We start from the raw sequence: 25,927 nt of genomic DNA on the forward strand, positions 1-25,927 counted from the left end.
GCTATACTTTAGATAGTAATACAGCAAGGAAGTGGAGTGAGTCATTATGAAATTAAAATTAATTGGCCTAGCAAGTCTTAGCTTATTTTTAGTTGCCTGTGGTCAAAGTTCAAATGCAGATGGTCAGGTCATTCGACTAGCCTCATCTCCAGGACCTTATAGTGAGTTTTTCTTAGACTATATTGCTCCAGAGCTTGAGAACCAAGGCTACCAGGTTAAAAATATTACCTTTACAGACCTCCGGGCAGCTGACGTCGGTATGGCAGAAGGAGAGGCGGATTTGAATGTCGACCAGCATTCGCTTTATCTTGATAATTTCAACCAAGAGTCGCAGGCTAATTTGCAAAAGTTGGGTCCAATCCCAACAGTACCTACAGCCATCTATCCAGCCAACAAAGCAGATTTAGCAGGCCTGGCTGATGGTGACCGAATTGGTATTCCAGACGATCCTTCTAACTTGACACGGGCCCTGCTACTACTTGAAAAAGCAGGCATTATCAGCATCAAAACAGGGGCGAACTTGGCCCAATTAAGCCTCGAGGATGTTGAAGCCGTGGGTGCCCAGGTAGAGTTACTGGCCATGCAATCAGCTACGATACCGCGGACCCTACCTGATTTAGAATTTGCTGTCATTCCAGGCTCAATTGCCTACGATGCGGACCTTGACTTTAATCGAGCGCTAGCTTATGAGACAGTTGAAGACAAATTTTTCCTACAAGCAGTAGTGGCACCAGACCAGGTTGACCAGGACTGGACCCATGCGGTTATGGAAATTTATCAATCACCAGTAATAAAAGATAAGGTGGCTGAACTAAATCAGTCTAGCGGCCAGGCTTATTGGGTGCTACCTGAAAAATAAACTTGACATAAAAGACCAAGCATGCTAATATAGTGAAGTTGAGAAAAGAAGCAGAAACTATCCCGTTTCTCACCTGAGTTGACAAGTCAGTCCTCGGGTTGATAGAGATCAGTTCACATTAAGTGTATCATGGCGGCGGGATTACTAGCTTTCCCGCCGCTTTTTCTATGCATACTTTCTCGAAATAAATACGGAGGTGACATCCTATCGCAAAAGATATGTTTGTTAATGACAGCATTCGTGCCCGCGAACTGCGTGTGATTAACCAAGATGGTGACCAATTGGGTGTTTTATCTAAGCGCGATGCCTTAGAAAAGGCTGACCAAGTTAATCTTGATTTAGTTTTAGTATCGCCAAACGCCAAGCCACCTGTTGCTCGGATTATGGACTATGGTAAGTACCGCTATGAGCAACAACGTAAAGAGCGAGAACAGCGCAAGAACCAAAAAGTAATAAATGTTAAAGAGATTCGCTTGAGCCCAACAATCGAAGAAAATGATTTCCAAACCAAGCTACGGAATGGCCGTAAGTTCCTTGAAAAAGGTGACAAGGTTAAGGTATCAATTCGTTTTAGAGGTCGGGCGATTACTCATAAAGATATCGGACGTGAAGTTTTAGAGCGTTATGCCGAAGCTTGTGCTGATATCGCAACAGTTGAACAGCGTCCAAAAATGGATGGTCGTTCAATGTTCTTACAACTGGCACCAAGTCAGGATAAATAACAGAAAATTCTAGGAGGATAATCTCATGCCAAAGCAAAAAACACACCGCGCATCAGTAAAACGTTTCAAACGTACTGCATCAGGTAAATTTAAACGTAGTCACTCAGAACGTTCTCACCGTTTCCATGGTAAGACTAAGAAACAACGTCGTCAGCACAAACAACCAGCAATGGTTCATAAATCTGACCAAAGCCGTATCCAACAAATGATGGATACTTATAAATAAGCAACCAGCTTAGATCAAGAACTTGAGAGAATTTAAGGAGGAATAACATGGCACGTGTTAAAGGTGGTACGGTGACTCGTCGTCGTCGTAAAAAAGTATTAAAATTAGCAAAAGGTTACTATGGCGCAAAATCAGTAAACTTTAAGACAGCTAAACAAGCGGTAATGAAATCATATATGTATGCATATCGTGACCGCCGTCAAAAGAAACGTGATTTCCGTCGCTTATGGATTACACGTATTAATGCAGCTGCTCGTCCTAATGGTTTGAGCTACAGCAAATTAATCAACGGCTTGAAGAAAGCAGACATCACAATCAACCGTAAGATGCTTGCTGACTTAGCTGTTAATGATCCAGAAGCTTTTGCATCAATCTGTGATCAAGCTAAAGAAGCTTTAGCTAAATAATAATTATTTAATAAAGGGTTGGGGCTATCCCAACTCTTTTTTTTCGAAAATGATAGTTAAAAACTATCAATACCAATTGAAACATGATATTTTTGAATTGTTCTATCTGCTGGTACAATGATATGGAGACATCATAATTAATTTTGTGATATGAAATGTTAGAAAGAGGGATGTTGATGATTGATTTAAATCAAGTCTCGGTTACCTTTACCCGAGATGATGGCCAAACAGTCGATGCTGTTAAGGATGTCAACCTATCCATTAAAAAGGGAGAAATCTTTGGTGTCATTGGTTATTCTGGTGCTGGCAAATCAACCCTAGTACGGACAATAAATATGCTACAAAGACCAACTGAGGGTAAAGTTATTGTCAATGGTAAGGATATTACGGCCATGGATGAAAGTAACTTACGTCAGGCGCGACAAAAAATAGGTATGATCTTCCAACACTTTAATCTGATGGAAGCCCGGACGGTTGCTGATAACGTTCTATTTCCCCTTAAATATTCTGATTTAAGTAAGCAGGAAAAAGCAGCTAAGGTAGAATCTTTATTGGAATTGGTTGGTCTAGCTGATCGGGCTGATGCATATCCTGCTCAGCTATCAGGGGGCCAAAAGCAGCGGGTAGCGATTGCGCGTGCTTTAGCCAATGACCCTGACGTTTTGCTTTGTGATGAAGCAACCTCTGCTTTAGACCCTAAAACCACTGCGTCAATATTAGAATTATTGAAGAACGTTAACGACCAGTTGGGCATTACGATTGTAATTATTACGCATGAGATGTCTGTTATTAAGGAAATATGTAACCGGGTTGCTGTCATGCAAAATGGCCATGTGATTGAAGAAGATTCTATCTTTAATATCTTTACCCATGCCCAAGCTGACCTAACCAAAAGCTTTATTGAGTCTGCTTCTCCTACTGAAAAAGGTATCAACAACGTTTTAGCTCATCCAGACTTATTAAATATTAATGCTAATGACCGGGTAGTTCGTCTAAACTTCTCGGGAAGTTCAACCGGGGAACCACTAATTGCTACCCTGACCGAACGCTTTTCTGTGCGTGCCAATATTCTATTTGCCAATGTAGAAATTTTGCAAGAAATCCCAGTGGGGACGCTGTTGGTTAGTTTAGAAGGTGATGTTGATAATGTTCAGGAGGCACTAGACTTTATAAAAGCTTCTGATATCAATGTCTATGAATACCACAACATTTTTCAAGAAAGTGCGGGTGAGGCCTAATGAATTTTCTGGAAAACTTAATGCCTAATGTCATGGAGATTCCTGAAGAGTTTGTCCAAGCGACAATTGAAACCTTGTATATGACTCTGATTACTTGTATCGTAGCCTTTTTACTAGGTTTACTAGTCGGGATTGCCCTAGTCTTGACCCAACCAGGTGGTCTCAAAGCCAATAAAGTAGTTTACAGTATTTTAGATAAATTAGTGAACATCTTCCGTTCAATTCCTTTTGTCATAATGATGGCACTTTTAGTTGGTGTAACTAGGGCCTTGGTGGGTACTTCGATTGGGACTACAGCTGCTATAGTGCCCCTAGTTGTTGCAACAATTCCTTTTTATGCACGTCAAATTCAAAACGCTTTGGTGGAAGTGAACCCTGGTGTTATTGAAGCTGCTCAAGCTATGGGCACTCCGACTGGTGATATTGTTACTCGCGTTTATTTAAAAGAAGCCCTGCCTGGTATCGTGAGGGTATCTGCTTTATCAATAATCAATGTTATTGGCTTGACGGCTATGGCTGGTACTATTGGCGGTGGTGGCTTGGGTAATCTGGCAATTACCCGGGGTTACAACCGCTTCCAAGGGGATGTCACCTTGGTATCGACAATTATTATTTTAGTAATTGTTTTTATTTCGCAGGCATTAGCAGATCGTTATGTTAAACGGATTGAGCATTAAAGGAGGTTGATAAGATGAAAAAATGGCAAAAAATTATATTAACTGGCTTTGCAGCTTTGGGCTTAGTAGCCTGTGGCAATAAAGATGCTGTTGATAATGAGGATAATAATCAAGTAAAAGTAGGTGTCGTTGGTGATGTGGAGCGTGAGGTCTGGGAAGATGTGGCCGAACGCGCTAAAAATCAAGGTATTGACTTGCAAGTTGAAGTTTTTGCTGATTATGTGCAACCCAATGAAGCCCTGGCAGATGGCTCTCTAGATATCAACGCTTTCCAGCACCAAGCGTTTTTAGCTGACTTTGTCACTAATAAAGGAGCAGATTTAGTGCCTATTGGTTATACCTATATTTCACCAATGGCAGCTTATTCAAATAACATTAAAGATTTAGCTGAAATTAACCAGGGTGCTAAGGTTGTTATTCCTAATGACGCGACTAATGGCGGGCGTGCACTCTTACTTTTGCAACAAGCTGGTCTAATTAAATTAGATGATACAGCTGGTCTAACACCAGCCTTATCAGATATTGTAGAAAACAGTAAAAATCTGAATATTATTGAAGTAGATGCGGCCCAAGTACCACGCTCACTAGAGGACGCTGAGGTGGTCATTGCTAATACCAACTTTGCAGTCGATGCTGGTTTAAATCCTTTTAAAGATGGTATTTTTGTCGATACTGATGATCTAAGTCAGGTTGTCCAATATCGGTGTGTAATTGCTAGCCGGACTGAGGATGCTGAAAACGAAAAGCTCAAGCAGGTAGTTGCACTTTATCAATCACCTGAGACAGAGGCTAAGATTAAGGAAGTTACTAATAATGCAGACCAAAAGGCTTGGAGTGATCGTGATGATGCTCAAGCTGATTTCCAAAATATTTTAAGCCAGGTTAAAAAATAGGTATATATAAAATGAAAAATAGCGGACGGGACCTTGCCTTCCGCTATTTTTGTGCCCTGATCAGTAGTAGAAATTATTAAGACTTTTTGCTTCAACTTTGCTAGACTAGAGAAAAGCTTAGGAGAAAGGAGGCAGCCTATGCGATATGTTACTTATGAAAACGACCAAAAATTAATTACTGATCCCAGTTGGAACATTGCTTTTGAGGAATATATGATGAGTCAGGCCGACTTGGGCGAGGATATCTTTCTTTCCTATATCAATGAACCTGTAGTTGTCCTCGGTCGCTATCAATATTGGCCCTTTCAGGTTAATGCTGATTATTTAGAAGAGAATCATGTCAAATTAGTTAGGCGATTTGCTGCGGGCGGCGCATCCTACCAAGATTTGGGCTGTTTAAATTTTGCCTATATGGCTCCTGGTGACCACCAACAGGCTTGGACGACTACTGATCTTCTGGCACCCATAATGACAGCCCTTCAGCATTTGGGCGTTGATGGGGTAGCGTTAAGAAATCGGTCTAATCTGCTGGTTGATGGTCAACAGTTTGCTACAACTTCTAGCTACCATATTCAGGGACGGCTAGTCGTGCATGGTACCATCATGTTTGATGCAGATCTAATTCGTTTGCGCCACGCTTTACAACCCACCATGACACAGCTAACCAGCCCTGGCTTAAAATCTAGGCCAGCTAGTGTGACTAATATCCAACCCTATTTGGGGGATGATTTCCAGATGATAGGGATTAAACAGTTCCGCGATGCGTTACTAAAACAAATATTTAGCCAAAGAGGCAAAAGTCAGGTAGAGAGTTATAAGCTTCAAGCAGCTGACCGACAAGCTATAAAAAATCTGCAGCGCAGTTTTACGGGTCAAGCCAGCTGGAATCAACCAGAAATAAAAGGGCTGGAACTGCATCGGTTTTCAAATACATTAGCAGGACATATACATTTTAACTTTAGTATTAGGCATGGAAAAATTACCAAGTTACGTCTCTATGGTGATTTTATCGGAAGTCAATCTCCAGATACCTTGGTTGCCGACCTGCAAGGGGCAGAATATAAGCCTGATGCGCTCAAAGTAATTTTTGACCGACATCCCTTGGCAGAAATCTTTGGTCCGGTAACGAGCGCGGAATTAGTCAGGATCATGTATTAAATAAAGTGTGATTAAAGTTGCCTAGGGCTGAGGTTTTGGACTAAAAGCCGAATGATATCGAGTGGTGATAAAACACTAATCTAGAGGTTAGCCATACACCAGCTCTGACTTTTGCTATAGCCGTAGCATTTTTAATGCGTACGGATATAGTATGCTGTGCGGCTATAGCCGTAGCATTTTTAATGCGTATGGATATAGTATGTTTTCTGGCGGCTGACTAGAATAGATAGTGTAAATAAAAGAAGCTGCGACATCTGTCACAGCTTCTTTTATTTGTCAATCGACGCTTAGCTAAATTTATTTTTTAAAAAGAGACAAGCATTATCAGCTATTAATTTTTTACCATGCTCAGCCAGGACGGCTAGGTTGATTGGACTAATTTGAGTGAATTCTAACAAGCGATATATTGCATCATATATTTCGTTAGTCATGTATTCAGATCGGTCAAAGCTAACAAGTAGGTAGTACTTGTTATTTAATAAATAAAGATCATTTGCCGCCTCTAAATCTAGCACTTGGGCAAATTCTAAAACTTGGTCAAAGTGGTCAAAGCCCAATACTATTTTAACTAAATAAGTATCCTCAATTATCGGAAGAGTGGCCTCTACTGTTTTTTCTGGCTTGTCTTCTTCCTGGCTAACAGCTTCAAGCATCGTATGAAGGGTCTCCATACCCTTAGCTTCACGGTCTGCATCGCTTTTGCTGATATACAAGTCTATGCCATTATTTTTTGGCATCACTTGAAAAGTAATCGCGTCTGAATGTTGAAATTTTTTTGAAACATCGACTTCTTCAAGAATATTCATGAAGAAATTTTCTACGGAACTCTGGTTTTGCATAATATCGATAAAAGAGATATTATGTTCGAGTAAGTCATTGGCATCGATGAAGACCTTGATTGTATTTTCATTAATATATTCCATTTCCATTTGCTTCACCTCAATCTTCTACCATATGTATTATACACTAGTGTAAAACAAAATGATAAAATAGTAAATCAATAGCTTATAAAGGTTAGGAAATAAAATAGGCCGAGACATGGGTCTCAGCCTTTTTACGTTTGGTAACAGTTCTAATGATTAGCCGATATCTGCTAAAGATTTTTGTAATTCTAAAGCACGTACTTCACGTGGTAAGAAGCGACGAATTTCGTCCTCATTGTAACCAACCTGCAGGCGTTTTTCGTCTAATAAGATGGGACGACGAAGCAGTCCTGGATTAGCTTGAATTAAGTCGAATAATTCGTTTAAATTAATATCTTCTAAGTCAATATCTAAAGCTTGGAAAGCTTTAGAGCGGGTGGAAATAATTTCTTCTGTGCCATTTTCAGTCATTCTTAGAATTTCTTTAATATCCTTTACTGTCAATGGTTCTTGGAAAATATTTTGCTCCGTATATGGAATCTCGTGCGCCTCTAACCAGGCCCGAGCTTTTCGGCATGAGGTACAGCTTGGTGATGAATAAAGTTTTACCATGGTAGAATCCTCCTTAAGGAATGATTTTGCGACCCGTACATTTATATTATACTATATTTTTAATAGTATTTCTAGTCCTTGGAAGATAAGTTCACATATTTATCAAGTTTTAGCCTTCATGGGCTAGGCAATTAGTGCTACAATAATGTTAATAATAAAAACTGGAGGTAGAATATGGAAAGAATTTTTTCGGGTGTCCAACCTAGTGGGATTCCGACAATTGGTAATTATGTAGGAGCCCTAAAACAATTTGTGGATCTCCAGAATGAGTATGAAACTTATTATTGCGTGGTTAACCAACATGCGATTACGGTTCCTCAAAATCCTGCTAAGCTAAGAGAACAGACCCGTAGCTTAGCCGCCCTCTATCTAGCTTTAGGTGTGGATCCCAATCAAGCGACAGTTTTTGTGCAGAGTGATGTACCAGCCCATGCCCAAGCAGCTTGGATGGTGGAGTGTTTAACACCTCTGGGTCAATTAGAGCGTATGACGCAATATAAGGACAAGGTGCAAAAGCAACAATCAGTGCAGGCTGGTTTACTTACCTATCCAGCTTTGATGGTGGCTGACATAATTCTCTACCAGGCCAACCTTGTACCAGTGGGAGACGACCAAACCCAGCATATAGAGCTGACGCGTGACTTTGTTGACCGTTTTAACCGTGATTTTGCACCGAAAGGGAAAGAGATTTTAACGCGACCAGAGCGTTATACGCCAAAATCTGGGGGACGGATTATGAGTTTGCAGGACCCAACCAGTAAAATGTCTAAATCTGATTCTAATCAAAAGGCTTTTATTTCGCTTTTAGATGAACCTAAGCAGGTGACCAAAAAAATAAAAAGTGCAGTTACTGATTCTTCTGGAGTAATTTCTTATGACCCTGAAGAAAAAGCGGGTATTTCTAATCTATTGACTATTTATCAAGCTTTTTCTGGACAAACACTTGCTAGCTTAGTTGACCAATATGCAAATTCTGGCTACGGACAATTTAAAGCGGATCTGGCTGAAGTAATTATTTCGGTCTTGGAACCAATGCAAGCTAAATACCAAAAATTATATCAATCTAGTGATTTAGATGATATTTTGCGCCAAGGTGCAAGTCAAGCTAAAGAGCTAGCTAACCAAACTTTGGCTGACATGGAAGCAGCCATCGGTTTTTCATATAAACTCTAACAGATAACTCCTCCTATTTTACGTATTTAATAATAGGAGGGGTTATTATGTTTTATGCTAAGGATGGTCTAGGAAATTGGGTCCGTGCTGATGAGGTTATAGGAGCAACTAATAGCGGCCCTTACTTCTGTCCTAAATGTGAACAAGTACTGCAATTTAAAGCAGGTACTAAGCGACGGCCTTATTTTGCTCACCAAATTAGCTCAGTAAATCAAATGTCTAAGGGAGAATCCAGCCAGCATCGTCTGGCTAAGGAGGATTTATATCAAAATCTAAGCCAATCTGGTTACCAGGTCCGTATGGAAGTAGATTTGAAGAAAGTTGATCGTCGAGCTGATCTTTTAATAGAGGACCAAGCAAAATTATATAGCTGGGAAATCCAATATGCGCTCTTGTCCAGTAGTGATAGCCGAGCACGAGAGGAAGACCACCTACAAGTAGGGTGCCAGCTAATTTGGCTACTAGGCCAGGATAGTCCGCACTATCGATATAACAAATGTGTCTTAGATCGTCTGACTAATTTTATGACCTACCACCAGCAGCTAGGTTGGTTTGTTGCTTATTACCAGGGTGCGCAATTACCATTGAAGTTAGTGGCTTTGGACTTGTGGGGCAAGCCCTATCGGTCGTATTTAATTCAGCCAGCGGATTATTTGCATTTATTAGGGGATTTGGGAAGAAATTACCAACTGGGTCACCCCCAGCGCCCGCTTGCCAATCCCAACATTAGAGTTGAAGCTTTTATCAAACGATGTTTGCTCTCTAGAAATGCTTGTGACCGTAAATTATTAATTTTTCTTTATCAGCATGGCACGAGTTTGCAAAGCTTGCCAGTTAAAATATTTCAGTGGCAAAGAAAACTGCTTTTTTTTAAACAGGATCTTTGGCAGGTCTTAACTTACTTGTATGTATTAGGACCGAAATTACCAACTAGGGAGCGCCACCAAGCTGTGCTTGACCAATTAGACTTCCGACCTCATGCTAGGGCTAATTGTGGCTTGTATCTTGACTTTATTAGCTGGCTTGAGGGACAAGGATTTTATTAACTCATGAAAAGGGTTATAATAAAGGGAGCTGATATAGAAAGGAAGTTATATATGACGATTAAAGAAGCCAAGCCGAGATCACAAACCCCAGAAGCTGATACCTGGGATTTAACTAGTATCTATCAGGATGATGACCAAGCTAGGCAAGAGATGGCGAATTTAGCTGATTTATTAGCTGATTTTCAAGGCTATCAAGGCCAATTGAGCCAGGGCAAAGATCAGGTACTAGCTGCTTTAGCTGATCTAGCAAAGCTGAGCCGCCAACTAGAAAAAGTTTACGTCTATGCCCATTTAAAGCATGATCAAGACACAACTAATGAAGATTATTTACAGTTAGACGCTAGTGCCCAGAGTCTAGCTGCCCAGGTGGCTGAGCAATTAGCTTGGTTTACACCTGAATTACTGGCCTTAGACCAAGACCTCTTAAATGACCTTGCTCAAGTACCGGGCTATGAGCATTATTTTGATACTTTATTGAGACAAAAGAATCATATTTTGCCGGCTGACCAAGAGGCGCTCTTGGCTGGGGCTAGTGAGATTTTTAATAATCCTAGTCAAACTTTTTCTATGCTAAATAATGCCGACCTTAAATTTGGTAGTGTTACCATTGATGGTCGTCCAGTTGACCTAACACATGGTAGCTATGGTGTGATGCTGGAAAGTAAAGATCGAGAGGTTAGACGAACTGCTTTTAACCAACTCTATCAGCACTATGACCAAGTGAAGTACACCTTAGCAGCTACAATGTCAGGTAATATAAAGAGTCATAACTATCTGGCTAAAGTATATGGATTTGCTAGTGCACGTGAGCGTGCGCTCTTTCAGAATAATATTCCCTTGGCTGTATATGATGAGTTGGTCGCAACTGTTAATGACAATCTTCATCTTTTACACGACTTTGTTGCTTATCGCAAAGATCAATTAGGCCTAGATGAGGTTGAAATGTATGATATGTATACGCCTCTAGCTGGCCAAGCTCCTTTGAAATATAGTTTTGAAGAAGCAAAAGAGGTAGTCTTGGCAGCTCTAGCACCTTTGGGGGACCAATATATTAACGATCTTAAGCAGGCTTTTGACCAGCGTTGGATAGATGTATATGAAAATATTGGCAAACGCTCAGGTGCTTATTCATCTGGTGCTTATGATACTAATCCCTATATCTTACTTAATTGGCAAGATTCCTTAAATGATCTTTACACCTTGGTCCATGAATTAGGGCATTCAATGCATTCTTACTATACGCGTAAAAATCAAGACTATATTTATGGCGATTACTCAATATTTGTGGCTGAAGTTGCTTCAACAACTAATGAAAATCTACTAACTGAGTACTTGCTAAATACTGTTAAGGATAAGGATGCCCAGATTTATATTCTGAATCATTACTTGGATGGTGTGAAGGGCACAGTCTTCAGACAGACTCAATTTGCTGAATTTGAACAGTTTATGCATGAGAGTGAAGCTAAGGGTCAAGCGCTAACGGCTGACTATCTAACTAATCATTATGAGTCCTTAAATCGTAAGTACTATGGTCCTTCCTTATCAAATGATGAAACAATTGGCTTAGAGTGGGCCCGGATTCCGCATTTCTACATGAATTATTATGTCTACCAATATGCGACAGGTTTCTGCGCAGCCACCGCTTTAGCTGAACGAATTCTAGGTGAAGATGGAAGTGCCGTCAATGATTATTTAGCCTTTTTAGCAGCTGGTTCTAGCGATTATCCGATTAAGGTCATGCAACAAGCCGGCGTTGATATGACTAATCCAAACTATATTCAAGCTACCATGAATAAGTTTGAAGCACGCTTTAGCCAGTTAAGGACTTTACTGGCAAAATAGGCCTGATTTAAAGCTAGCAATTTTATAGTAAATCAAAAATCGACCCGCTGATATGAGCAGGTCGATTTTTTGTTATCGCTATAGGGGCTTACCTGAGTAATCAGATAGCTTAATAAGCTGGCCGGTGGACTTATTTGATTGAACAGCATCGCAAGTTGGCTCTTGATTGTATTTAATGCAGGCTTGACCTGAAGTAAGTTTATGGAGATGGTCAGCCGTGATATCGCTTTCTATTCGTAAACCGTATTGGAAGTTATTATTATCGAAGAGGACCAGGGATGGATTGGTGCGGATTTGCATTTGCATGGCCAATTTTTGATCATTTAAATAATCCTCTTTAACAAAATCGGATTCAATATCTTCTAAAAACATATCAATATCTAGTTTGGTATCTGCCATTAGGGCTATAGAGCGCTCTAAACTGTATTCTTCTCCTAGGATGCTAAAATGCTTTTGCATACGTAATAGGTATTCACGCCCCAGCTTTTTGCCTTGGAAAAGGGCGGCTCGATAACCTAAGGCAACTTGCTGCATTGTTTTAAACAGTATATTGCGGTCAGCCAGGCTGAGCGTTTCTTGTTTAGACATAGCTAGGTATTGGTTAACCAGTTGAAAATTATGAAAAGTAATAAAGCGAAAGAAGACGCGCTTATCTGTTTCAGAAATAAATTTTAAAATTTCCTGTTCACAGTTATAACAGGCGGAACCCAAGGGGTTGACAAAAAGAAAGAGTTCAAAAATATTTTCATCAACCGCTTTATGGTCTTGGTGGTCCAAGTCTGTCATGGTTTCACCTCTTCTCTAAGTAGTTTACATTGACTAATTAGTTAATAGAATCTTTCATCCGCTTTACTTTAGGCTGACTAGGCCGGCGCGGAATCTTAAAATAATCTAGACAGGCATTAAAAGTATGGCTACCCAACTCATAATCGTTCACTTCCATTTCGAGCTCATAATCCTGGGAAGTTCCAAAGTTGACCTGATCAAGGACCAATAACTGGTCTTGGTAGTTAACTTGGTAACGCTTAGTTTGAAAGCGGCCCGTTTGTTTAAGTTTATACAAGTTATCGATACCAACTTTATTTAAATAGCCTACTAAAGTGTCCGGTAAATCCAGGCAAGCTGCGGCCATTATTTTCTGGGCCTTAGACAGGCTAATTGGCTGGTTGATTTCTATATTTTGGTGGTCCAACTGGCCATGTTTTAAAGTGATTTCAGCTTGTTGGTCAGCTAGTCTGAGGCGGACGGCTATGCCGTGGTCAGCTAGGATAGCTTCTTGATCAAAATAGCTATTAACCTGGTAAATAGCTGGGACATGACTTAAATCCAAGCTTTGATAAATCAGGTCATACTCAGCCTGAGTGAGCATGTTTTTAAATTCAATTTCAATTTCTTCTGACATGACTAGCCTCCTTACTTCTTCATTATAGCAATCTTATTAATATTGGTGAAGAAATCAGCTTATGTATCATTTTGGCTACTTAAAGTAAGCTAGAAATATGCTACAATAAACCAGTATGTAAAAATTTAGAAGCAAAAGCGAGTGATTTCAATGGTTAGAGATTGGGCTGAGTTTTTGGCCCCCTATGGCCAAGCTGTTGAGGAAATGAAAGTAAAGTTAAAAGGAATTCGCCAGGAATATCGAAATCAAGGCAAACAAGCCCCTATTGAATTTGTAACTGGTCGTGTGAAGACTCCCCAATCTATCATGGAGAAGGTTAGAATTCGCGATATTGCACCAGAAAATTTTTATAATGAAATGCAAGATATTGGTGGGCTACGAATTATGTGCCAATTTGTTGAAGATATCTATACTGTTGTAGACCATTTGAAACGGCGCCAGGACTTTCAGGTTATTCTTGAAAGAGATTATGTCAGCCACAAAAAAGCCAGTGGTTATCGCTCCTACCATGTCGTAGTCAACTATCCTGTGGAACGTGTGGACGGCATAAAATGGGTGTTGATTGAAATACAAATCCGCACGCTCGCTATGAATTTTTGGGCAACAATTGAACACAGTTTAAATTATAAATATCGTGGTGACTACCCAGAGCATTTGCACCGTCGTTTAGAGCGGGCTGCTGAGGCTGCTTTTTCTCTTGATGAAGAAATGTCAAAAATTCGCGAAGAAATACACGAAGCCCAGCACTACTTTGATAGTAATCGCAATCCTAAATAGGAGGTAGCTGAGATGAAAATTGCTATTGTCAATAGTCCTAATCCCCAGTCTATAGCCATAAAAGAGCAGATTTTAACATTTGGTCGAGCACACGATCTCACCTTCGACCAGGACCAGCCCAATCTTGTCTTATCAATAGGAGGAGATGGTACCCTACTTAATGCTTTTCACCAATATGAGTCTATGTTAGACCAGGTGCGCTTCGTCGGTATCCATACTGGCCACTTGGGCTTTTATACCGATTGGCGCGATGACGAATTGGACCTGTTTTTTGATGCTTTGCTTCAGGATGCTGGTGAACGCGTTTCTTACCCTTTACTGGAATTAAAGCTTTTCCATTGGGATGGCCAGGTTACCCGTAAACTAGCCCTAAATGAAGCAACCATTCGGCGCTATGAAGGTACGATGACTTGCGATGTGTCTATTAAGGAGGACTTATTTGAACTGTTTAAAGGGGATGGTTTATGTGTCGCAACCCCGACTGGCTCAACTGGCTTAAATAAGTCTCTAGGTGGCGTTGTTGTTCATCCGCGCTTAGACACCCTCCAGCTGACAGAAATAGCTTCAATTAATAATCGTGTTTATCGGACCTTATCATCTTCTTTGCTGATTGCTTCTGATGAGTGGATTGTCATAACGCCTGATCCAGCTTTCAAATCTAACGTAATGATTTCAATAGACCAGGACACTTTCCCGATTGGCGATGTTGACCGGCTACAATTTGCTATTGCCAAGGAACGGGTTCATTTTGCGCGTTACCGGCATATGCATTTTTGGAATCGGGTGGAGCAGAGTTTTATTGGTGTTAAAAGTAAGGAGAGGGGTAGTCATTTTGACAGTTAAGTTCACTTGGACTGCTACTCAAAATGTTTTGTTAAAGAGCTTTCTGCAAAAGCAGGGCGTATCTAGACGTTTACTAGCTAAATTAAAATATCATGGTGGCCAAATTAAGGTTAATAACCACCAGTGCACGGTAAGATATCAATTAGAGCCTGGTGACCAAGTTACCATTGTCCTGCCCAAAGAAGGTAAACAAGAAATTATTGAACCAATCAGCCAGCCAATTGATATTCTTTATGAAGATGAGCATCTGATAGCTGTTAATAAGCCAGCTGGCTATACCTCTATTCCCTCCCAGTATAACCCACAAGGGTCAATGGCCAATATTTTAAAGGCTTATTACCAACACCGGGATTACGATGATCAGATGATTCATGTGATAACGCGTTTAGACCGGGATACATCGGGGATTATGTTGTTTGCCCGCCACCGCTTTGCGCATGCCATGATGGACCAGATACTCCAAAAAAAGGAGATTTCTCGCCAATATATTGCTTTTAACCGCAAGAAATTGCCTGAAGTTCATGGCTTTATCGAGGCCCCAATTACTAGGAAGACTGGTTCGATTATCGAAAGGCAGGTGGGCCCAGAGGGTAAGTATGCCTTGACAGAGTATCAATTCGACCAAGAGGCCGCTGGTATTAACCGCTATCGTGTTAAGTTGCACACTGGCCGTACCCACCAGATTCGTGTCCATTTTGCTTACCAAGGTGCTCCGTTACTAGGGGATGAGTTGTACGGCGGTCAACCTTGGCAGGGTTTAAATCGCCAGGCGCTTCATTGCCACCAACTATCCTTTATTCACCCCTTCACCCAACACCCCTTAACTATCGAGGCTCCCTTGGCTAATGATTTGAGCCAATTGGGATTTAATATATAAGGAGAATTTATGACTAAAGACAATGAAACTCTAAATCAGCCGAATAATGAAGAAGAACTTGAAATTTATAATGTCTATCAACCCACTGATGAGGAGATTTACCGGGAGATAGTTACTGAGCTCCATCGAGGTGATAAGGCAGGTTTTAGAGAGAAATTTTTTGAAAATCATACCTATGACCAAGCTCAAATTTACCTAAATCTAGATCCTTCAGAACGGGCTGCCTTGCAAGATTATATTAGTCCAGAAGAATTAGCTGAAATATATGACGTCATCGATGAAGAAGACCAAGAATCAGTGCTTGGATTCCTTTATGATATGTCTGACCAGTATGCGGCGACGGTTCTTGCCTATATGTATCGTGACAATGCGGTCGATATCCTTAATGAGCTAGGAGACCAGCAGGTACGTCGTTACCTACACTTGATGCCTATTAAGGCAGCAGACGAAATTTCAGTCTTAATGAACTATGCTGCTGAAACAGCAGGTTCTTTGATGACTACTGAATTTGTCTCAATTTTTGCAAATCAAACGGTTAAATCTGCTATGGCTTTACTCAGAGCCAAGGCAGCCAACGCAGAAACGATTTATTATCTATATGTCGTAAACGATGACAACCGTTTGGTGGGGGTTATATCCCTTAAAGATTTGTTGATTTCAGATTCGAATACCATGATTACTGATATTATGTCAAATCGGATTGTTTCGGGCGATGTTAACGAAAATCAGGTTCAAATTGCGAATAAAATTAAGGACTATGATTTCTTGGCGTTACCAATTACGGCGGAAACCGGGCAACTTGTCGGGATTATCACTGTTGATGATATTATTGATGTAATTGATGAGGAGGCAACGAGTGATTATTCTGGTTTGGCAGCGGTTGATGTTGAGGAGCAACAAAGCTTTAGCCCTGGTCAAGCTGCTAAATCACGGTTACCATGGTTAATTACCTTGCTGGTTTTAGGTATGGGGACCTCAACTTTGATCGGGCGTTTTGAAGGGATGATTTCTGAAGTAGCAACCCTTTCTCTGTTCATTACCTTGATTACTGGTACGGCTGGTAATGCTGGTACCCAATCTTTAGCGGTTGCGGTGAGACGTTTAGCTGCTCCTGAAGATGCTGAAGACAAGACGCTTTTTTCCTTGATTCTAAGGGAAATTACTACAGGTCTAATTTCTGGCTTAATTACCGGTATTGTTATTTGTACTATTGTTAGTATTTGGCAAGGAAACCTAGCCCTAGGTTTAGTAATCGGGATTGCTATGTTGGCGGCCATTACGGTAGCCAATTTAGCAGGATCACTCATTCCTATTCTAATGGACCGCCTTGGCTTTGATCCTGCGGTTGCCTCAGGTCCTTTTATTACGACCTTGAGCGATTTAACTTCAGTACTCATTTACTTTTCAATTGCTAGTCAATTTTTAGTCTATCTAAAATAAGATAAGTTATGCGCTGGCATGATACTTGACTTTGTGATCATGCTTGATTAAAATAACCTTACATCACATATGTTTGCGCGATGAATAGATAAGTAAATTAGTGTTGACTTAAGAGAGGCTCTGGCTGGTGTGAAGGGCTAGTTACAACTAATTGAAAATGGTCTAGGAGCGCTTGGATGCGAAAGGATAAACTGAGCATCCACGTCTAGTTAACGATAGCAAACTGCCACATGTTGGTGTGGCTAAGAGGCATTAATTTGCAAAAATAAGGTGGTACCGCGTAGAGACGCCCTTATAACAGTCATGATAGCTGTTATAAGGGCTTTTTTGTTAGAGAGGAAGAATGCTATGCCAATTAAAGTAGTACGTGATTTACCCGCAATTGAAAAATTATCTAATGAAAATATCTTTGTTATGGATGAACGCCGGGCTGAAATGCAAGATTTCCGTGAGCTTGAAATTTTAATTGTTAACTTGATGCCAACCAAGGAAGCGACTGAAGAACAATTACTGCGTCTTTTATCTAACTCTCCCTTGCAGATTAAGGTGACTTTTTTACGAATGGCTAGTCATCATGCTAGTAACGTATCTCAAGAACACTTGGCAAATTTTTATCGGACCTTTGATGATATTAAGGATCAATACTTTGACGGCTTAATAGTTACTGGCGCACCGGTTGAACACCTGGAGTTTGAGACTGTTAATTATTGGCAGGAGTTACAAGCGATAATGAACTGGTCTAAGAACCATGTTTTTGCTGAGCTTTTTATTTGCTGGGGGGCTCAAGCTGCTCTTTACCATCGTTATGGGATTGAAAAATATCCCTTAAATCATAAATTATTTGGCATCTATGATCAATACACCTTGGAACCTAAAGCCATGCTGATGCGCGGGTTTGATGAAGTGTTTTTGATGCCTCATTCCCGTCATACTGAAGTTTTAGCTGGCGATATTGAGGCTAGTGGCCAATTGGAAATACTAGTCTCTGCACAAGAAACTGGTCCGGCAGTCGTACATTCCCGCGACCATCATTCAGTTTATGTTTTTGGGCATATGGAGTATGATGCTGAAACGCTAGGGCTAGAGTACCAGCGAGATTTAGCTAGTGGCCAAGATATCCAAGTACCCTACAATTATTATCCTGAAGACTATCCGCAACAACGACCACTCTTAAGATGGCGTAGTGCCGCAAACTTACTAGTAACTAATTGGTTGAACTATTATGTTTACCAGTCCACACCCTTTGTTATTGAAAAAATTAAAGATCACCGAGATTAATTATAAAAGCCCCAGACCATATTTTTGTTCGGTCTGGGGCCTTTTGCCTTGAGATAGGCTAAAATTTAAGTTTTATCTTTCCCTTTAGTATGATGATGTCTGGTTGGTCTAGGGTACGAGCAGTTAACTTAAGCTGGGCTTGGTGGTCATCGAGCTTACTGACTTGAGCCTCAAGACTAATTGCTTGGTCCACCAGCAAGGGTTGGCTAAATTTGACATCGTAGTCGTAAAATTGACTATCGCTAGGGAAATTTTTTGTTAACAATTGTAGGCATATTCCCATACTTAGCATACCGTGGACAATTTGTCGGTCAAATCCAGCTGCCTGAGCAGCTGCTTGATCTAGATGAATCGGATTAAAATCGCCAGATGCCTGGGCATAAGCCTGGATAGTAGCTTGGTTAATCGGCTGAGAGTTAAAAGGGCCTAAAATTTGTTTATGCGTGAGCTTCATGGGCAGGACCTCCTTGGTTAGATAGATAGCCAATTAAGAGAGATTTTGCCTGGAACACGACTTGATCTTGGTCCCAACCAGCTATTATCTGCTCAAACATGAGTGTGTCTTGGCCATTAGCCGTCATCGGCCTAACGCTACTAATACTGATTTCTATCTGATAAGTTTTATTTGCTTGAATGGTTTGGTGATATGTAAAGGATTGACGGCCATGAATGAGTGGCTGAGGGATTTCTTCCTGCCAAGGCAAGTTTACACTAGTCATCAATTTAATAGGTAAGGTAAGCGCAGCCTGGCCGGTTAAAGGGTGGCCGGCATCTATTCCAATCGCCTGGTTAAATGCATCAATATCGCTTTGACTAAATTGGTAATCAAATTTACCAGTTGTCATACCTGGTTTAAGCATAGGAACCTCCTTTAGAACTAAAAGTTACTAGATTTTAGGATTAATCGTCAATGTCATGGTTATGTGTTGGATACCAGCTTCTTCAAAAACTTCACCTTGGCTAGAAAAACCCAAATCTTGGTAAAATTCGATAACTGGTAATTGGGCGTGGAGCTCAATAGTAAAATAATTTTCTTGTACAGCCTTTTGGATACATTCGTTAACAAGGGCGCGTCCTAGCCAAAATGACGGTAATTAGCTAAGACAGCTACACGTTGGATACGAATTAAATCAGGGGTTCTTGGTAATAAGCGGGCAGTAGCGATAGGTTGACCGTCCTTGTTATAGCCAACACAATGTAAGCAAGCATTCTCGTTTTCGTCAAGTTCTAGATCAGGGTCAACACCTTGTTCGCTAATAAAGACCTTTTTTCTGATGTCAATTGCTTGTTGGTAACATTGGTCAGTTAAATCATTGGTCCATTTGAATTTCATGATTGACTCCTTAAAAATATTTTTATTTATTATAGCATAGTTTTGATAACGAGATGGACTATTGGTTAATGGCTTAACGAAAAGCCGTATCTTATGTTATGATAGTAGCGCTAAAAATTTATAGATTGAAGATAGATGAGGTATATTAATGGACTTACATAAAGAAGTAGATCGGCGCCGGACCTTTGCAATTATTTCCCATCCGGATGCTGGTAAGACAACAATTACAGAGCAATTATTACTTTACTCTGGTGCGATTCGCCAAACCGGGACGGTTAAAGGGAAGAAATCCGGGAAATTTGCTAAATCGGACTGGATGGAAATTGAGCAGCAACGGGGGATTTCCGTAACCTCATCTGTCATGCAGGTTGATTATGATGGTTACAAGGTTAACATTGTGGATACCCCAGGACATGAGGATTTTTCTGAAGACACCTACCGAACTTTGATGGCTGTTGATGCGGCTGTGATGGTTATTGATTCTGGTAAGGGGATCGAGCCACAAACTAAGAAATTATTCCAAGTTTGCCGGATGCGGGGGATCCCCATCTTCACTTTTATGAACAAATTAGACCGAGATGGTCGTGAGCCGATGGAATTGGTTGCTGAGCTCGAGGAAATCTTAGGGATTGATTCTTATCCGATGAATTGGCCGATGGGTATGGGAAAAATGTACTTGGGTAATTATGATATTTATAATAAGCGTTTGGAACTTAATCATCCTGATGATTTTGATGGCTTGGATTTCATTGGTTTAGATGACCAAGGTCAACCTGAGAGTCACAAAGAGTTATTAGAGCAATCGTCAGTATACTGTGATGCCCTAGATGAGGTGGAATTAATTACTGAGGCTGGTAATCCCTTTGATCAAGCGGCCATTGCTGCTGGTGAGCTAACGCCAGTCTTCTTCGGTTCCGCCTTAACTGGTTTTGGGGTTGAGACCTTCCTTAATGCCTTTGTTGATTTTGCACCGCATCCAACGACAACCGAGACCGAAGACGGCAAAGAAATCTCCCCGTACAATGACCAAGTAACTGGTTTTATTTTTAAGATTCAAGCTAATATGGATCCACGCCATCGCGACCGCATTGCATTTGTGCGGATTTGTTCGGGTGAATTTCAGGAGGGTATTGAGGTTAAATTAGACCGAACGGATAAAAAATTGCGCCTTAATAATACCACTCGTTTTATGGCAGATAGCCGTGAAGAGGTAAAGGAATCAGTTGCTGGTGACATCATCGGCCTATATGATACCGGTAATTTCCAGATTGGTGATACGATTTATACTGGCAAAGAGCCGGTTTCATTCAAGGATCTGCCCCAATTTACTCCCGAATTATTTATGAAGGTGACACCAAAGAATGTGATGAAGCAAAAATCTTTTCACAAGGGAGTGGCCCAATTAGTTCAGGAAGGCGCTATCCAATTATATAAGACTTGGCATACTGAAGATTACATTTTAGGAGCAGTTGGCCAACTGCAATTTGAAGTCTTCCAACACCGGCTCCTGAACGAATATAATTCTGAAGTGGTAATGGAGCCGATGGGATCAAAAATTGCTCGTTGGATTAAGCCTGAGGATATTGATCCTTCTATGTCCTCAAGTAGGAACTTATTATGTAAGGATCGCTATGACCGGCCAGTATTTTTATTTGAAAATCAATTTGCTGAAAATTGGTTCCAAAATAAATATCCAGATGTTGAATTAGAAAGCTTATTGTAATCAGGCGAAATAAAAGACGACCAGCACATCAGCTGGTCGTCTTTTGTTTTAATGTTCTTCTGTGTTGTTTGTATCTTTATTGTGATCGATGTCAGTTACCATAATTTCACCTTGGTCGTTGAGACCAAAGGAAATGTTATGCATTTGCGGATTGTTAAGATAAGCATCGGCAACTTGGTCTTCAATTTGGTCTTGGATGACGCGTCTAAGCGGTCGTGCCCCTAATTTAGGGTCGTAGCCAATTTCAACTAACTTTTCTTTGGCCTGGTCATCGACTTGCACCTTGATATCTTGGCCGGCTAACATATCATTCATTTGGTCAAGTAAGAGATCAACAATGACTATCAACTCTTTCTTGCCAAGTGGCTGGAATTCTACGATAGCATCGAAGCGGTTAAGGAATTCTGGTTTAAAGTAATCACCAAGTTTATCTAGTATGGTGTGTTGATTGTTACTAGAGCTAGCAGCAAAACCGACATTGGCTTCTACGCCACCAGATCCAGCATTTGAAGTCATGATTATAATTGTATCCTTAAAAGAAACGCGTCGTCCCTGAGCATCTGTAATATGACCATCTTCCATAATTTGTAAGAAGATATTTAAGACATCGGGATGAGCCTTTTCAATTTCATCTAATAAGACGAGGGCATAGGGTTTACGTCTAACTGCTTCAGTTAAACGACCGGCTTCTTCGTAGCCAATGTATCCAGGAGGCGCACCAATAAGTTTAGAAACGGCATGTTTTTCCATGTATTCACTCATGTCAAAACGAATCATGGCGTCCTTAGATCCAAACATATTTTGGGCTAGCTGACGAGCCAATTCAGTCTTACCGACACCGGTAGGGCCAATGAATAGGAAAGAACCAATTGGGCGCGATTTTCGGTTGAAACCAACGCGATTACGGCGAATTGCCTTAGCAATCGCCTCCACTGCTTGGTCCTGTCCTACGACCTTAGCTTTTAAATCTTTATCAAGATTGAGCAATTGGTCTTGTTCCGAACCTTGTAAGTCACCAATCGGAATATTAGTTTTACTTTCGATGATGGCTTCGATATCAGCTAGGTCAACGGTGGGTGTGGTTTCTGCTAGGCCTTGGTTGTTGGCCCGCATTTCTTGGTATTTATTAAGCTGATCACGATAGTAGGCAGCTTTTTCATAATCTTCAGCTTCTGTTGCCATTTGTTTTAATTTCTCTAATTGGTTGATTTGCTCATCAAGAGATTCGGCATCTACAAAGGGAATAGTCAAGTTTTTCTTAGATCCTGCTTCATCTAAAAGGTCGATGGCCTTGTCGGGTAATTGTCGATCGGTAATGTAGCGGTCTGATAACTTGACTGTAGCCTCGATTGCTTGGTCGGTATATTTGACATTATGGTAGTCTTGATACTTAGGCACAATGCCTTTGATAATCTCTAGCGCCTCCTCAACTGAAGGTTCCTCTACCATAACTGGTTGCAAGCGACGAGCTAGCGCACCGTCTTTTTCAATCTGGCGAAATTCGTTTAAGGTAGTCGCCCCAACCAATTGCAACTCGCCCCTAGCTAGGGCAGGTTTTAAGATGTTTCCCGCATCTAAAGACCCTTCTGCACTACCAGCACCTACAATTTCATGGATTTCATCAATGAAGAGAATAATGCGTTGGTCAGACCGTACTTCATCTAAAAGTTGCTGCATCTTTTCTTCAAATTGACCACGAACACCAGTCCCTTGAACTAGGGAGACCACATCCAGGCGAATCACTTCTTTGTTAAGTAATTTTTGTGGCACAGCTTTTTCGACAATTTTTTGGGCCAGGCCTTCTACAACAGCTGTTTTACCTACCCCTGGCTCGCCAATTAAAACGGGGTTATTTTTGGTACGACGATTAAGAATTTCAATAACCCGGGTAATTTCTTCGTCACGTCCAATTATCGGGTCGATTTGTCCTTGTCGGGCCAGGTCGGTAATGTTGACACCGAACTGTGCTAGAATACCTTGGCCATCTTGGCCATTACCGCCGCGACCTTTGGCAGGTTCTTTGCTATTAGCTGGATTGTTTCCAGCTGGCATTTGTCTTTGTTGCAGCTGGCGGAAAATTTGGTCTAAATCATTGAGACCAAAGCCTTGATTATTTTGTTGGTTAAAATGGTTACTTGAACTACCTGTCATTTCACTATAGCAGTCCGGACAAAGATTAAGGGATTGACGCTTGCCGTTAACATTAGCGTACATATGGACGGCTGCCTCACGTTGGCCACAGCGTTGACATTTCATCATGTGTCACTCTCCTTATAATAAAATCAGTAATACTAGGATAATTATCTAGGTTAATTTATAATTTTTGACCTATACTGATAGTATATACTGACTAATATTGACTTTCAATTGATATGCTTTTATTGTTAAAAAATATGCAAACGTTTTAAAAAGAGTTGTGAAAGCTAAAAAAAAATGGTACATTATTGTTGAAAGAGTTTTCTTGGCCCGAGGGCTGATCACTCTGAAGTTAAGCTATAAAAAAATTACAAAGGAGTAATTAACATGCAAAAACAAGATTTTAACATTACAGCAGAAACAGGTATTCATGCTCGCCCAGCTACTTTATTAGTACAAACAGCTAGCAAGTTCCAATCAGAAATTACCTTAGAATACAAGGGTAAATCTGTTAACTTAAAGTCTATTATGGGTGTTATGTCTCTAGGTGTTGGCCAAGGTTCTGACGTAACTATCACTGCTGATGGTGAAGATGAAGAAGAAGCAATGGCAGCCATTGCTGAAACCATGAAAAACGAAGGGCTTTCTGAATAATTATGGATAAATATACCGGTATTGGCGCTAGCGATGGTATCGCTATCGCCAAAGCTTTTTTATATGAGGAACCGAACTTAAGTTTTGAAATTAGTGAAGCTGAAGATGCTGACCATGAGGTGAGTAGACTAGAAGCTGCCATTGATCAATCTCGTGAAGATATTCAAGGTATTCGCCAAGTCGCTCAAGAAAATTTATCGGCGGAAGAAGCGCAAGTATTTGATGCCCACCTAACCATTTTGGATGACCCCGAATTAAAGGCTGGTTTTGTTGGTAAGATTAACGATGCTTCTCTAGATGCGCCTTCAGCAGTCCGTGAAGTTGCTGATATGTTTATTAGTATGTTCCAAGCTATGGAAGATAATCCCTATATGCAGGAGCGGGCAGCTGATATCAAGGACGTGACTGACCGTATTTTGGCTCACCTTTTAGGGGTTAAAATTCCTGATTTATCAACAATTACTGAAGAAGTTGTTTTGGTTGCTGTTGATTTAACTCCTTCTGATACAGCCCAGTTAAATCGGAACTATGTTAAAGGGTTTGTAACTGATATTGGTGGGCGGACTTCGCATTCGGCGATTATGGCCCGCTCTTTGGAGATACCAGCTGTTGTTGGTGTCGGCAAAATTGCTAGCCAGGTTAAAGATGGTCAGCTAGTTTTAGTAAACGGTAGTACAGGTGAGGTAGTAGTAGAACCTGATCAAGCTACGTTAGATCACTTCCAAGCGGAAAAAGAACAGTTTGCAAAATTAAAAGCTGAATGGGATAGCTTAAAAGATGCCGATACTTTAACTAAAGATGGCAAACAATTTGAGTTAGTAGCTAATATTGGTTCTCCCAAGGATCTTGATGGTGTGCATGCTAATGGCGCAGAGGGTGTAGGTCTTTACCGCACCGAGTTTCTTTATATGGATTCTGCAGAAATGCCTACTGAAGATGAACAATATGAAGCATATAAAGTTGTTTTAGAGTCTTTGGCTGGGCAACCAGTAGTCGTTAGAACAATGGATATTGGTGGGGATAAACATTTACCTTATCTGCCACTACCTGATGAGATGAATCCATTCCTGGGTTATCGCGCCATCCGGATTGGTTTGGACCAAGACCACTTGTTACGGACCCAATTGCGTGCCTTACTGAGAGCTTCAGTTTATGGTAGTTTACGGATTATGTTCCCGATGATTTCTAATTTGAATGAATTCAGACAGGCTAAGGCAATTTTCTTAGAGGAAAAAGAAAAACTTCAAGCAGCTGGCCATGAGATTGCTGATGACATTCAATTAGGTATTATGATTGAAATTCCAGCCGCTGCCGTACTTGCTGATAAGTTTGCTAAGGAAGTTGACTTCTTTAGTATTGGTACCAATGATTTAATCCAATATTCTATGGCTGCTGACCGTATGAATGAAAATGTTTCCTACCTTTACCAACCTTATAATCCATCTATTTTAAGATTGATTAAATTTGTTATTGATGCCAGCCACAAAGAAGGCAAGTGGACTGGTATGTGTGGTGAAGTTGCCGGTGACCAAACCGCGGTACCACTCCTAGTCGGTATGGGACTGGATGAATTTTCGATGTCTGCACCGTCTATTCTTAAAACGCGCTCCTTAATTTCAAAATTGGACAGTCAAGAAGTTCAAGAATTAGCACGACGCGCTATTGAAGAGATGGATAGCTCCGATGAGGTTGCTAGTATGGTAGAAGCCTATGTGGCTGACCTAGACTAATATAAAAAGAGAGTGGCC

The 25,927-nt window shown here is 40.7% G+C and carries 28 protein-coding genes and 1 other annotated feature; of the genes, 19 read left to right on the forward strand and 9 right to left on the reverse strand.

Annotation, left to right across the window (positions count from 1 at the left end; translation table 11 throughout):
* Positions 1-46: 46 nt before the first annotated feature.
* The 8 genes from AWM75_RS06310 to AWM75_RS06345 all read left to right on the forward strand — a co-directional run bounded on the left by AWM75_RS06310 (position 47) and on the right by AWM75_RS06345 (position 6,180).
* Positions 47-859: a MetQ/NlpA family ABC transporter substrate-binding protein gene (locus tag AWM75_RS06310; RefSeq protein ID WP_067979721.1), complete on the forward strand. Its 813-nt coding sequence runs from the start codon at positions 47-49 to the stop codon at positions 857-859.
* A 218-nt stretch (positions 860-1,077) separates the two neighbouring features.
* Positions 1,078-1,581 (forward strand): translation initiation factor IF-3, encoded by a 504-nt coding sequence (gene infC, locus AWM75_RS06315; RefSeq protein WP_067979724.1) that lies wholly within the window; start codon positions 1,078-1,080, stop codon positions 1,579-1,581.
* A 25-nt stretch (positions 1,582-1,606) separates the two neighbouring features.
* Positions 1,607-1,807: a 50S ribosomal protein L35 gene (gene rpmI, locus AWM75_RS06320; RefSeq protein ID WP_067979727.1), complete on the forward strand. Its 201-nt coding sequence runs from the start codon at positions 1,607-1,609 to the stop codon at positions 1,805-1,807.
* A 47-nt stretch (positions 1,808-1,854) separates the two neighbouring features.
* A complete protein-coding gene (gene rplT / locus AWM75_RS06325; protein WP_067979730.1) occupies positions 1,855-2,214 on the forward strand; it encodes a 50S ribosomal protein L20 in 360 nt (119 codons plus the stop codon).
* 176 nt (positions 2,215-2,390) lie between these two features.
* Positions 2,391-3,452, forward strand: coding sequence for a methionine ABC transporter ATP-binding protein (locus tag AWM75_RS06330; protein ID WP_234946606.1), 1,062 nt, complete (start codon positions 2,391-2,393; stop codon positions 3,450-3,452).
* Complete coding sequence (locus tag AWM75_RS06335) at positions 3,452-4,129, forward strand: methionine ABC transporter permease (protein WP_067979737.1); 678 nt, start codon at positions 3,452-3,454, stop codon at positions 4,127-4,129. Before AWM75_RS06330 ends, AWM75_RS06335 begins: the two co-directional genes overlap by 1 nt.
* Before the next feature lie 14 nt (positions 4,130-4,143).
* Positions 4,144-5,022: a MetQ/NlpA family ABC transporter substrate-binding protein gene (locus AWM75_RS06340; RefSeq protein ID WP_067979739.1), complete on the forward strand. Its 879-nt coding sequence runs from the start codon at positions 4,144-4,146 to the stop codon at positions 5,020-5,022.
* Positions 5,023-5,160: 138 nt separating this feature from the next.
* Positions 5,161-6,180 carry a lipoyl protein ligase domain-containing protein gene (locus AWM75_RS06345; RefSeq protein WP_067979742.1) on the forward strand — a complete coding sequence of 340 codons (1,020 nt, stop codon included), beginning with the start codon at positions 5,161-5,163 and terminating at the stop codon, positions 6,178-6,180.
* Between the two features lie 287 nt (positions 6,181-6,467).
* Here the strand turns inward: AWM75_RS06345 and AWM75_RS06350 are convergent, their stop codons facing one another.
* Both AWM75_RS06350 and spxA read right to left on the reverse strand, forming a co-directional pair.
* The gene (locus AWM75_RS06350; RefSeq protein WP_067979746.1) at positions 6,468-7,109 is read right to left on the reverse strand and encodes an adaptor protein MecA; all 642 of its coding nucleotides are present in this window, start codon (positions 7,107-7,109) and stop codon (positions 6,468-6,470) included.
* 150 nt (positions 7,110-7,259) lie between these two features.
* A complete protein-coding gene (spxA, locus tag AWM75_RS06355; protein WP_067979749.1) occupies positions 7,260-7,655 on the reverse strand; it encodes a transcriptional regulator SpxA in 396 nt (131 codons plus the stop codon).
* A 174-nt stretch (positions 7,656-7,829) separates the two neighbouring features.
* On the opposite strand from spxA, the gene trpS reads away from it, so the two are divergent.
* Genes trpS through pepF form a run of 3 tightly spaced genes read left to right on the forward strand, consistent with a single transcriptional unit; the run spans position 7,830 to position 11,716 of the window.
* Positions 7,830-8,828, forward strand: coding sequence for a tryptophan--tRNA ligase (gene trpS, locus AWM75_RS06360; protein ID WP_067979752.1), 999 nt, complete (start codon positions 7,830-7,832; stop codon positions 8,826-8,828).
* Positions 8,829-8,875: 47 nt separating this feature from the next.
* Complete coding sequence (locus AWM75_RS06365; RefSeq protein WP_067979755.1) at positions 8,876-9,874, forward strand: competence protein CoiA; 999 nt, start codon at positions 8,876-8,878, stop codon at positions 9,872-9,874.
* 51 nt (positions 9,875-9,925) lie between these two features.
* Positions 9,926-11,716 (forward strand): oligoendopeptidase F, encoded by a 1,791-nt coding sequence (gene pepF / locus AWM75_RS06370; RefSeq protein WP_067979758.1) that lies wholly within the window; start codon positions 9,926-9,928, stop codon positions 11,714-11,716.
* A 78-nt stretch (positions 11,717-11,794) separates the two neighbouring features.
* Here the strand turns inward: pepF and AWM75_RS06375 are convergent, their stop codons facing one another.
* On the reverse strand, positions 11,795-12,502 hold the full coding sequence (locus AWM75_RS06375) for a DsbA family protein (protein WP_067979760.1): 708 nt from the start codon (positions 12,500-12,502) through the stop codon (positions 11,795-11,797).
* A gap of 37 nt (positions 12,503-12,539) precedes the next feature.
* Complete coding sequence (locus AWM75_RS06380) at positions 12,540-13,118, reverse strand: CYTH domain-containing protein (protein WP_067979763.1); 579 nt, start codon at positions 13,116-13,118, stop codon at positions 12,540-12,542.
* Positions 13,119-13,268: 150 nt separating this feature from the next.
* Between AWM75_RS06380 and yjbM the strand changes: the two genes are divergently transcribed.
* From yjbM to AWM75_RS06405, 5 genes are all read left to right on the forward strand, one after another.
* On the forward strand, positions 13,269-13,895 hold the full coding sequence (gene yjbM / locus AWM75_RS06385; RefSeq protein ID WP_067980912.1) for a GTP diphosphokinase: 627 nt from the start codon (positions 13,269-13,271) through the stop codon (positions 13,893-13,895).
* A 12-nt stretch (positions 13,896-13,907) separates the two neighbouring features.
* Complete coding sequence (locus tag AWM75_RS06390; protein ID WP_067979766.1) at positions 13,908-14,738, forward strand: NAD kinase; 831 nt, start codon at positions 13,908-13,910, stop codon at positions 14,736-14,738.
* Positions 14,728-15,615 (forward strand): RluA family pseudouridine synthase, encoded by an 888-nt coding sequence (locus tag AWM75_RS06395; RefSeq protein ID WP_200778304.1) that lies wholly within the window; start codon positions 14,728-14,730, stop codon positions 15,613-15,615. The genes AWM75_RS06390 and AWM75_RS06395 overlap by 11 nt, the downstream gene beginning before the upstream one ends.
* 9 nt (positions 15,616-15,624) lie before the next feature.
* Entirely contained in the window at positions 15,625-17,055 is a 1,431-nt protein-coding gene (gene mgtE / locus AWM75_RS06400) for a magnesium transporter (RefSeq protein ID WP_082702082.1), read from the forward strand.
* Between the two features lie 71 nt (positions 17,056-17,126).
* Positions 17,127-17,352, forward strand: a binding site (T-box leader).
* A gap of 51 nt (positions 17,353-17,403) precedes the next feature.
* Positions 17,404-18,333 (forward strand): homoserine O-succinyltransferase, encoded by a 930-nt coding sequence (locus AWM75_RS06405; protein WP_067979769.1) that lies wholly within the window; start codon positions 17,404-17,406, stop codon positions 18,331-18,333.
* Between the two features lie 58 nt (positions 18,334-18,391).
* Here the strand turns inward: AWM75_RS06405 and AWM75_RS06410 are convergent, their stop codons facing one another.
* From AWM75_RS06410 to AWM75_RS06420, 4 genes are read right to left on the reverse strand one after another with little or no spacing between them, the layout of a single operon-like run.
* Positions 18,392-18,787 carry a MaoC family dehydratase gene (locus tag AWM75_RS06410; protein ID WP_067979773.1) on the reverse strand — a complete coding sequence of 132 codons (396 nt, stop codon included), beginning with the start codon at positions 18,785-18,787 and terminating at the stop codon, positions 18,392-18,394.
* Positions 18,771-19,193: a hotdog family protein gene (locus AWM75_RS06415; protein ID WP_067979775.1), complete on the reverse strand. Its 423-nt coding sequence runs from the start codon at positions 19,191-19,193 to the stop codon at positions 18,771-18,773. The genes AWM75_RS06410 and AWM75_RS06415 overlap by 17 nt, the downstream gene beginning before the upstream one ends.
* A gap of 27 nt (positions 19,194-19,220) precedes the next feature.
* Positions 19,221-19,385: a GNAT family N-acetyltransferase gene (locus AWM75_RS08940; protein ID WP_082702083.1), complete on the reverse strand. Its 165-nt coding sequence runs from the start codon at positions 19,383-19,385 to the stop codon at positions 19,221-19,223.
* A gap of 23 nt (positions 19,386-19,408) precedes the next feature.
* Positions 19,409-19,666 (reverse strand): GNAT family N-acetyltransferase, encoded by a 258-nt coding sequence (locus AWM75_RS06420; RefSeq protein WP_067979779.1) that lies wholly within the window; start codon positions 19,664-19,666, stop codon positions 19,409-19,411.
* A gap of 148 nt (positions 19,667-19,814) precedes the next feature.
* Here AWM75_RS06420 and AWM75_RS06425 point away from each other — a divergent pair, with 148 nt between their 5' ends.
* Positions 19,815-21,389, forward strand: a complete 1,575-nt coding sequence (locus AWM75_RS06425; RefSeq protein ID WP_067979782.1) for a peptide chain release factor 3 — start codon at positions 19,815-19,817, stop codon at positions 21,387-21,389.
* Positions 21,390-21,437: 48 nt separating this feature from the next.
* Here AWM75_RS06425 and AWM75_RS06430 read toward each other — a convergent pair whose 3' ends face one another.
* Complete coding sequence (locus tag AWM75_RS06430; protein WP_067980919.1) at positions 21,438-23,645, reverse strand: ATP-dependent Clp protease ATP-binding subunit; 2,208 nt, start codon at positions 23,643-23,645, stop codon at positions 21,438-21,440.
* Positions 23,646-23,912: 267 nt separating this feature from the next.
* On the opposite strand from AWM75_RS06430, the gene AWM75_RS06435 reads away from it, so the two are divergent.
* Positions 23,913-24,179 carry a phosphocarrier protein HPr gene (locus AWM75_RS06435; RefSeq protein WP_067979785.1) on the forward strand — a complete coding sequence of 89 codons (267 nt, stop codon included), beginning with the start codon at positions 23,913-23,915 and terminating at the stop codon, positions 24,177-24,179.
* Positions 24,179-25,909 carry a phosphoenolpyruvate--protein phosphotransferase gene (gene ptsP, locus AWM75_RS06440; RefSeq protein ID WP_067979788.1) on the forward strand — a complete coding sequence of 577 codons (1,731 nt, stop codon included), beginning with the start codon at positions 24,179-24,181 and terminating at the stop codon, positions 25,907-25,909. The genes AWM75_RS06435 and ptsP overlap by 1 nt, the downstream gene beginning before the upstream one ends.
* Positions 25,910-25,927: the final 18 nt, after the last annotated feature.

Source organism: Aerococcus urinaehominis (assembly GCF_001543245.1).
In the GTDB taxonomy this organism is placed as follows: Bacteria; Bacillota; Bacilli; order Lactobacillales; family Aerococcaceae; genus Aerococcus; species Aerococcus urinaehominis.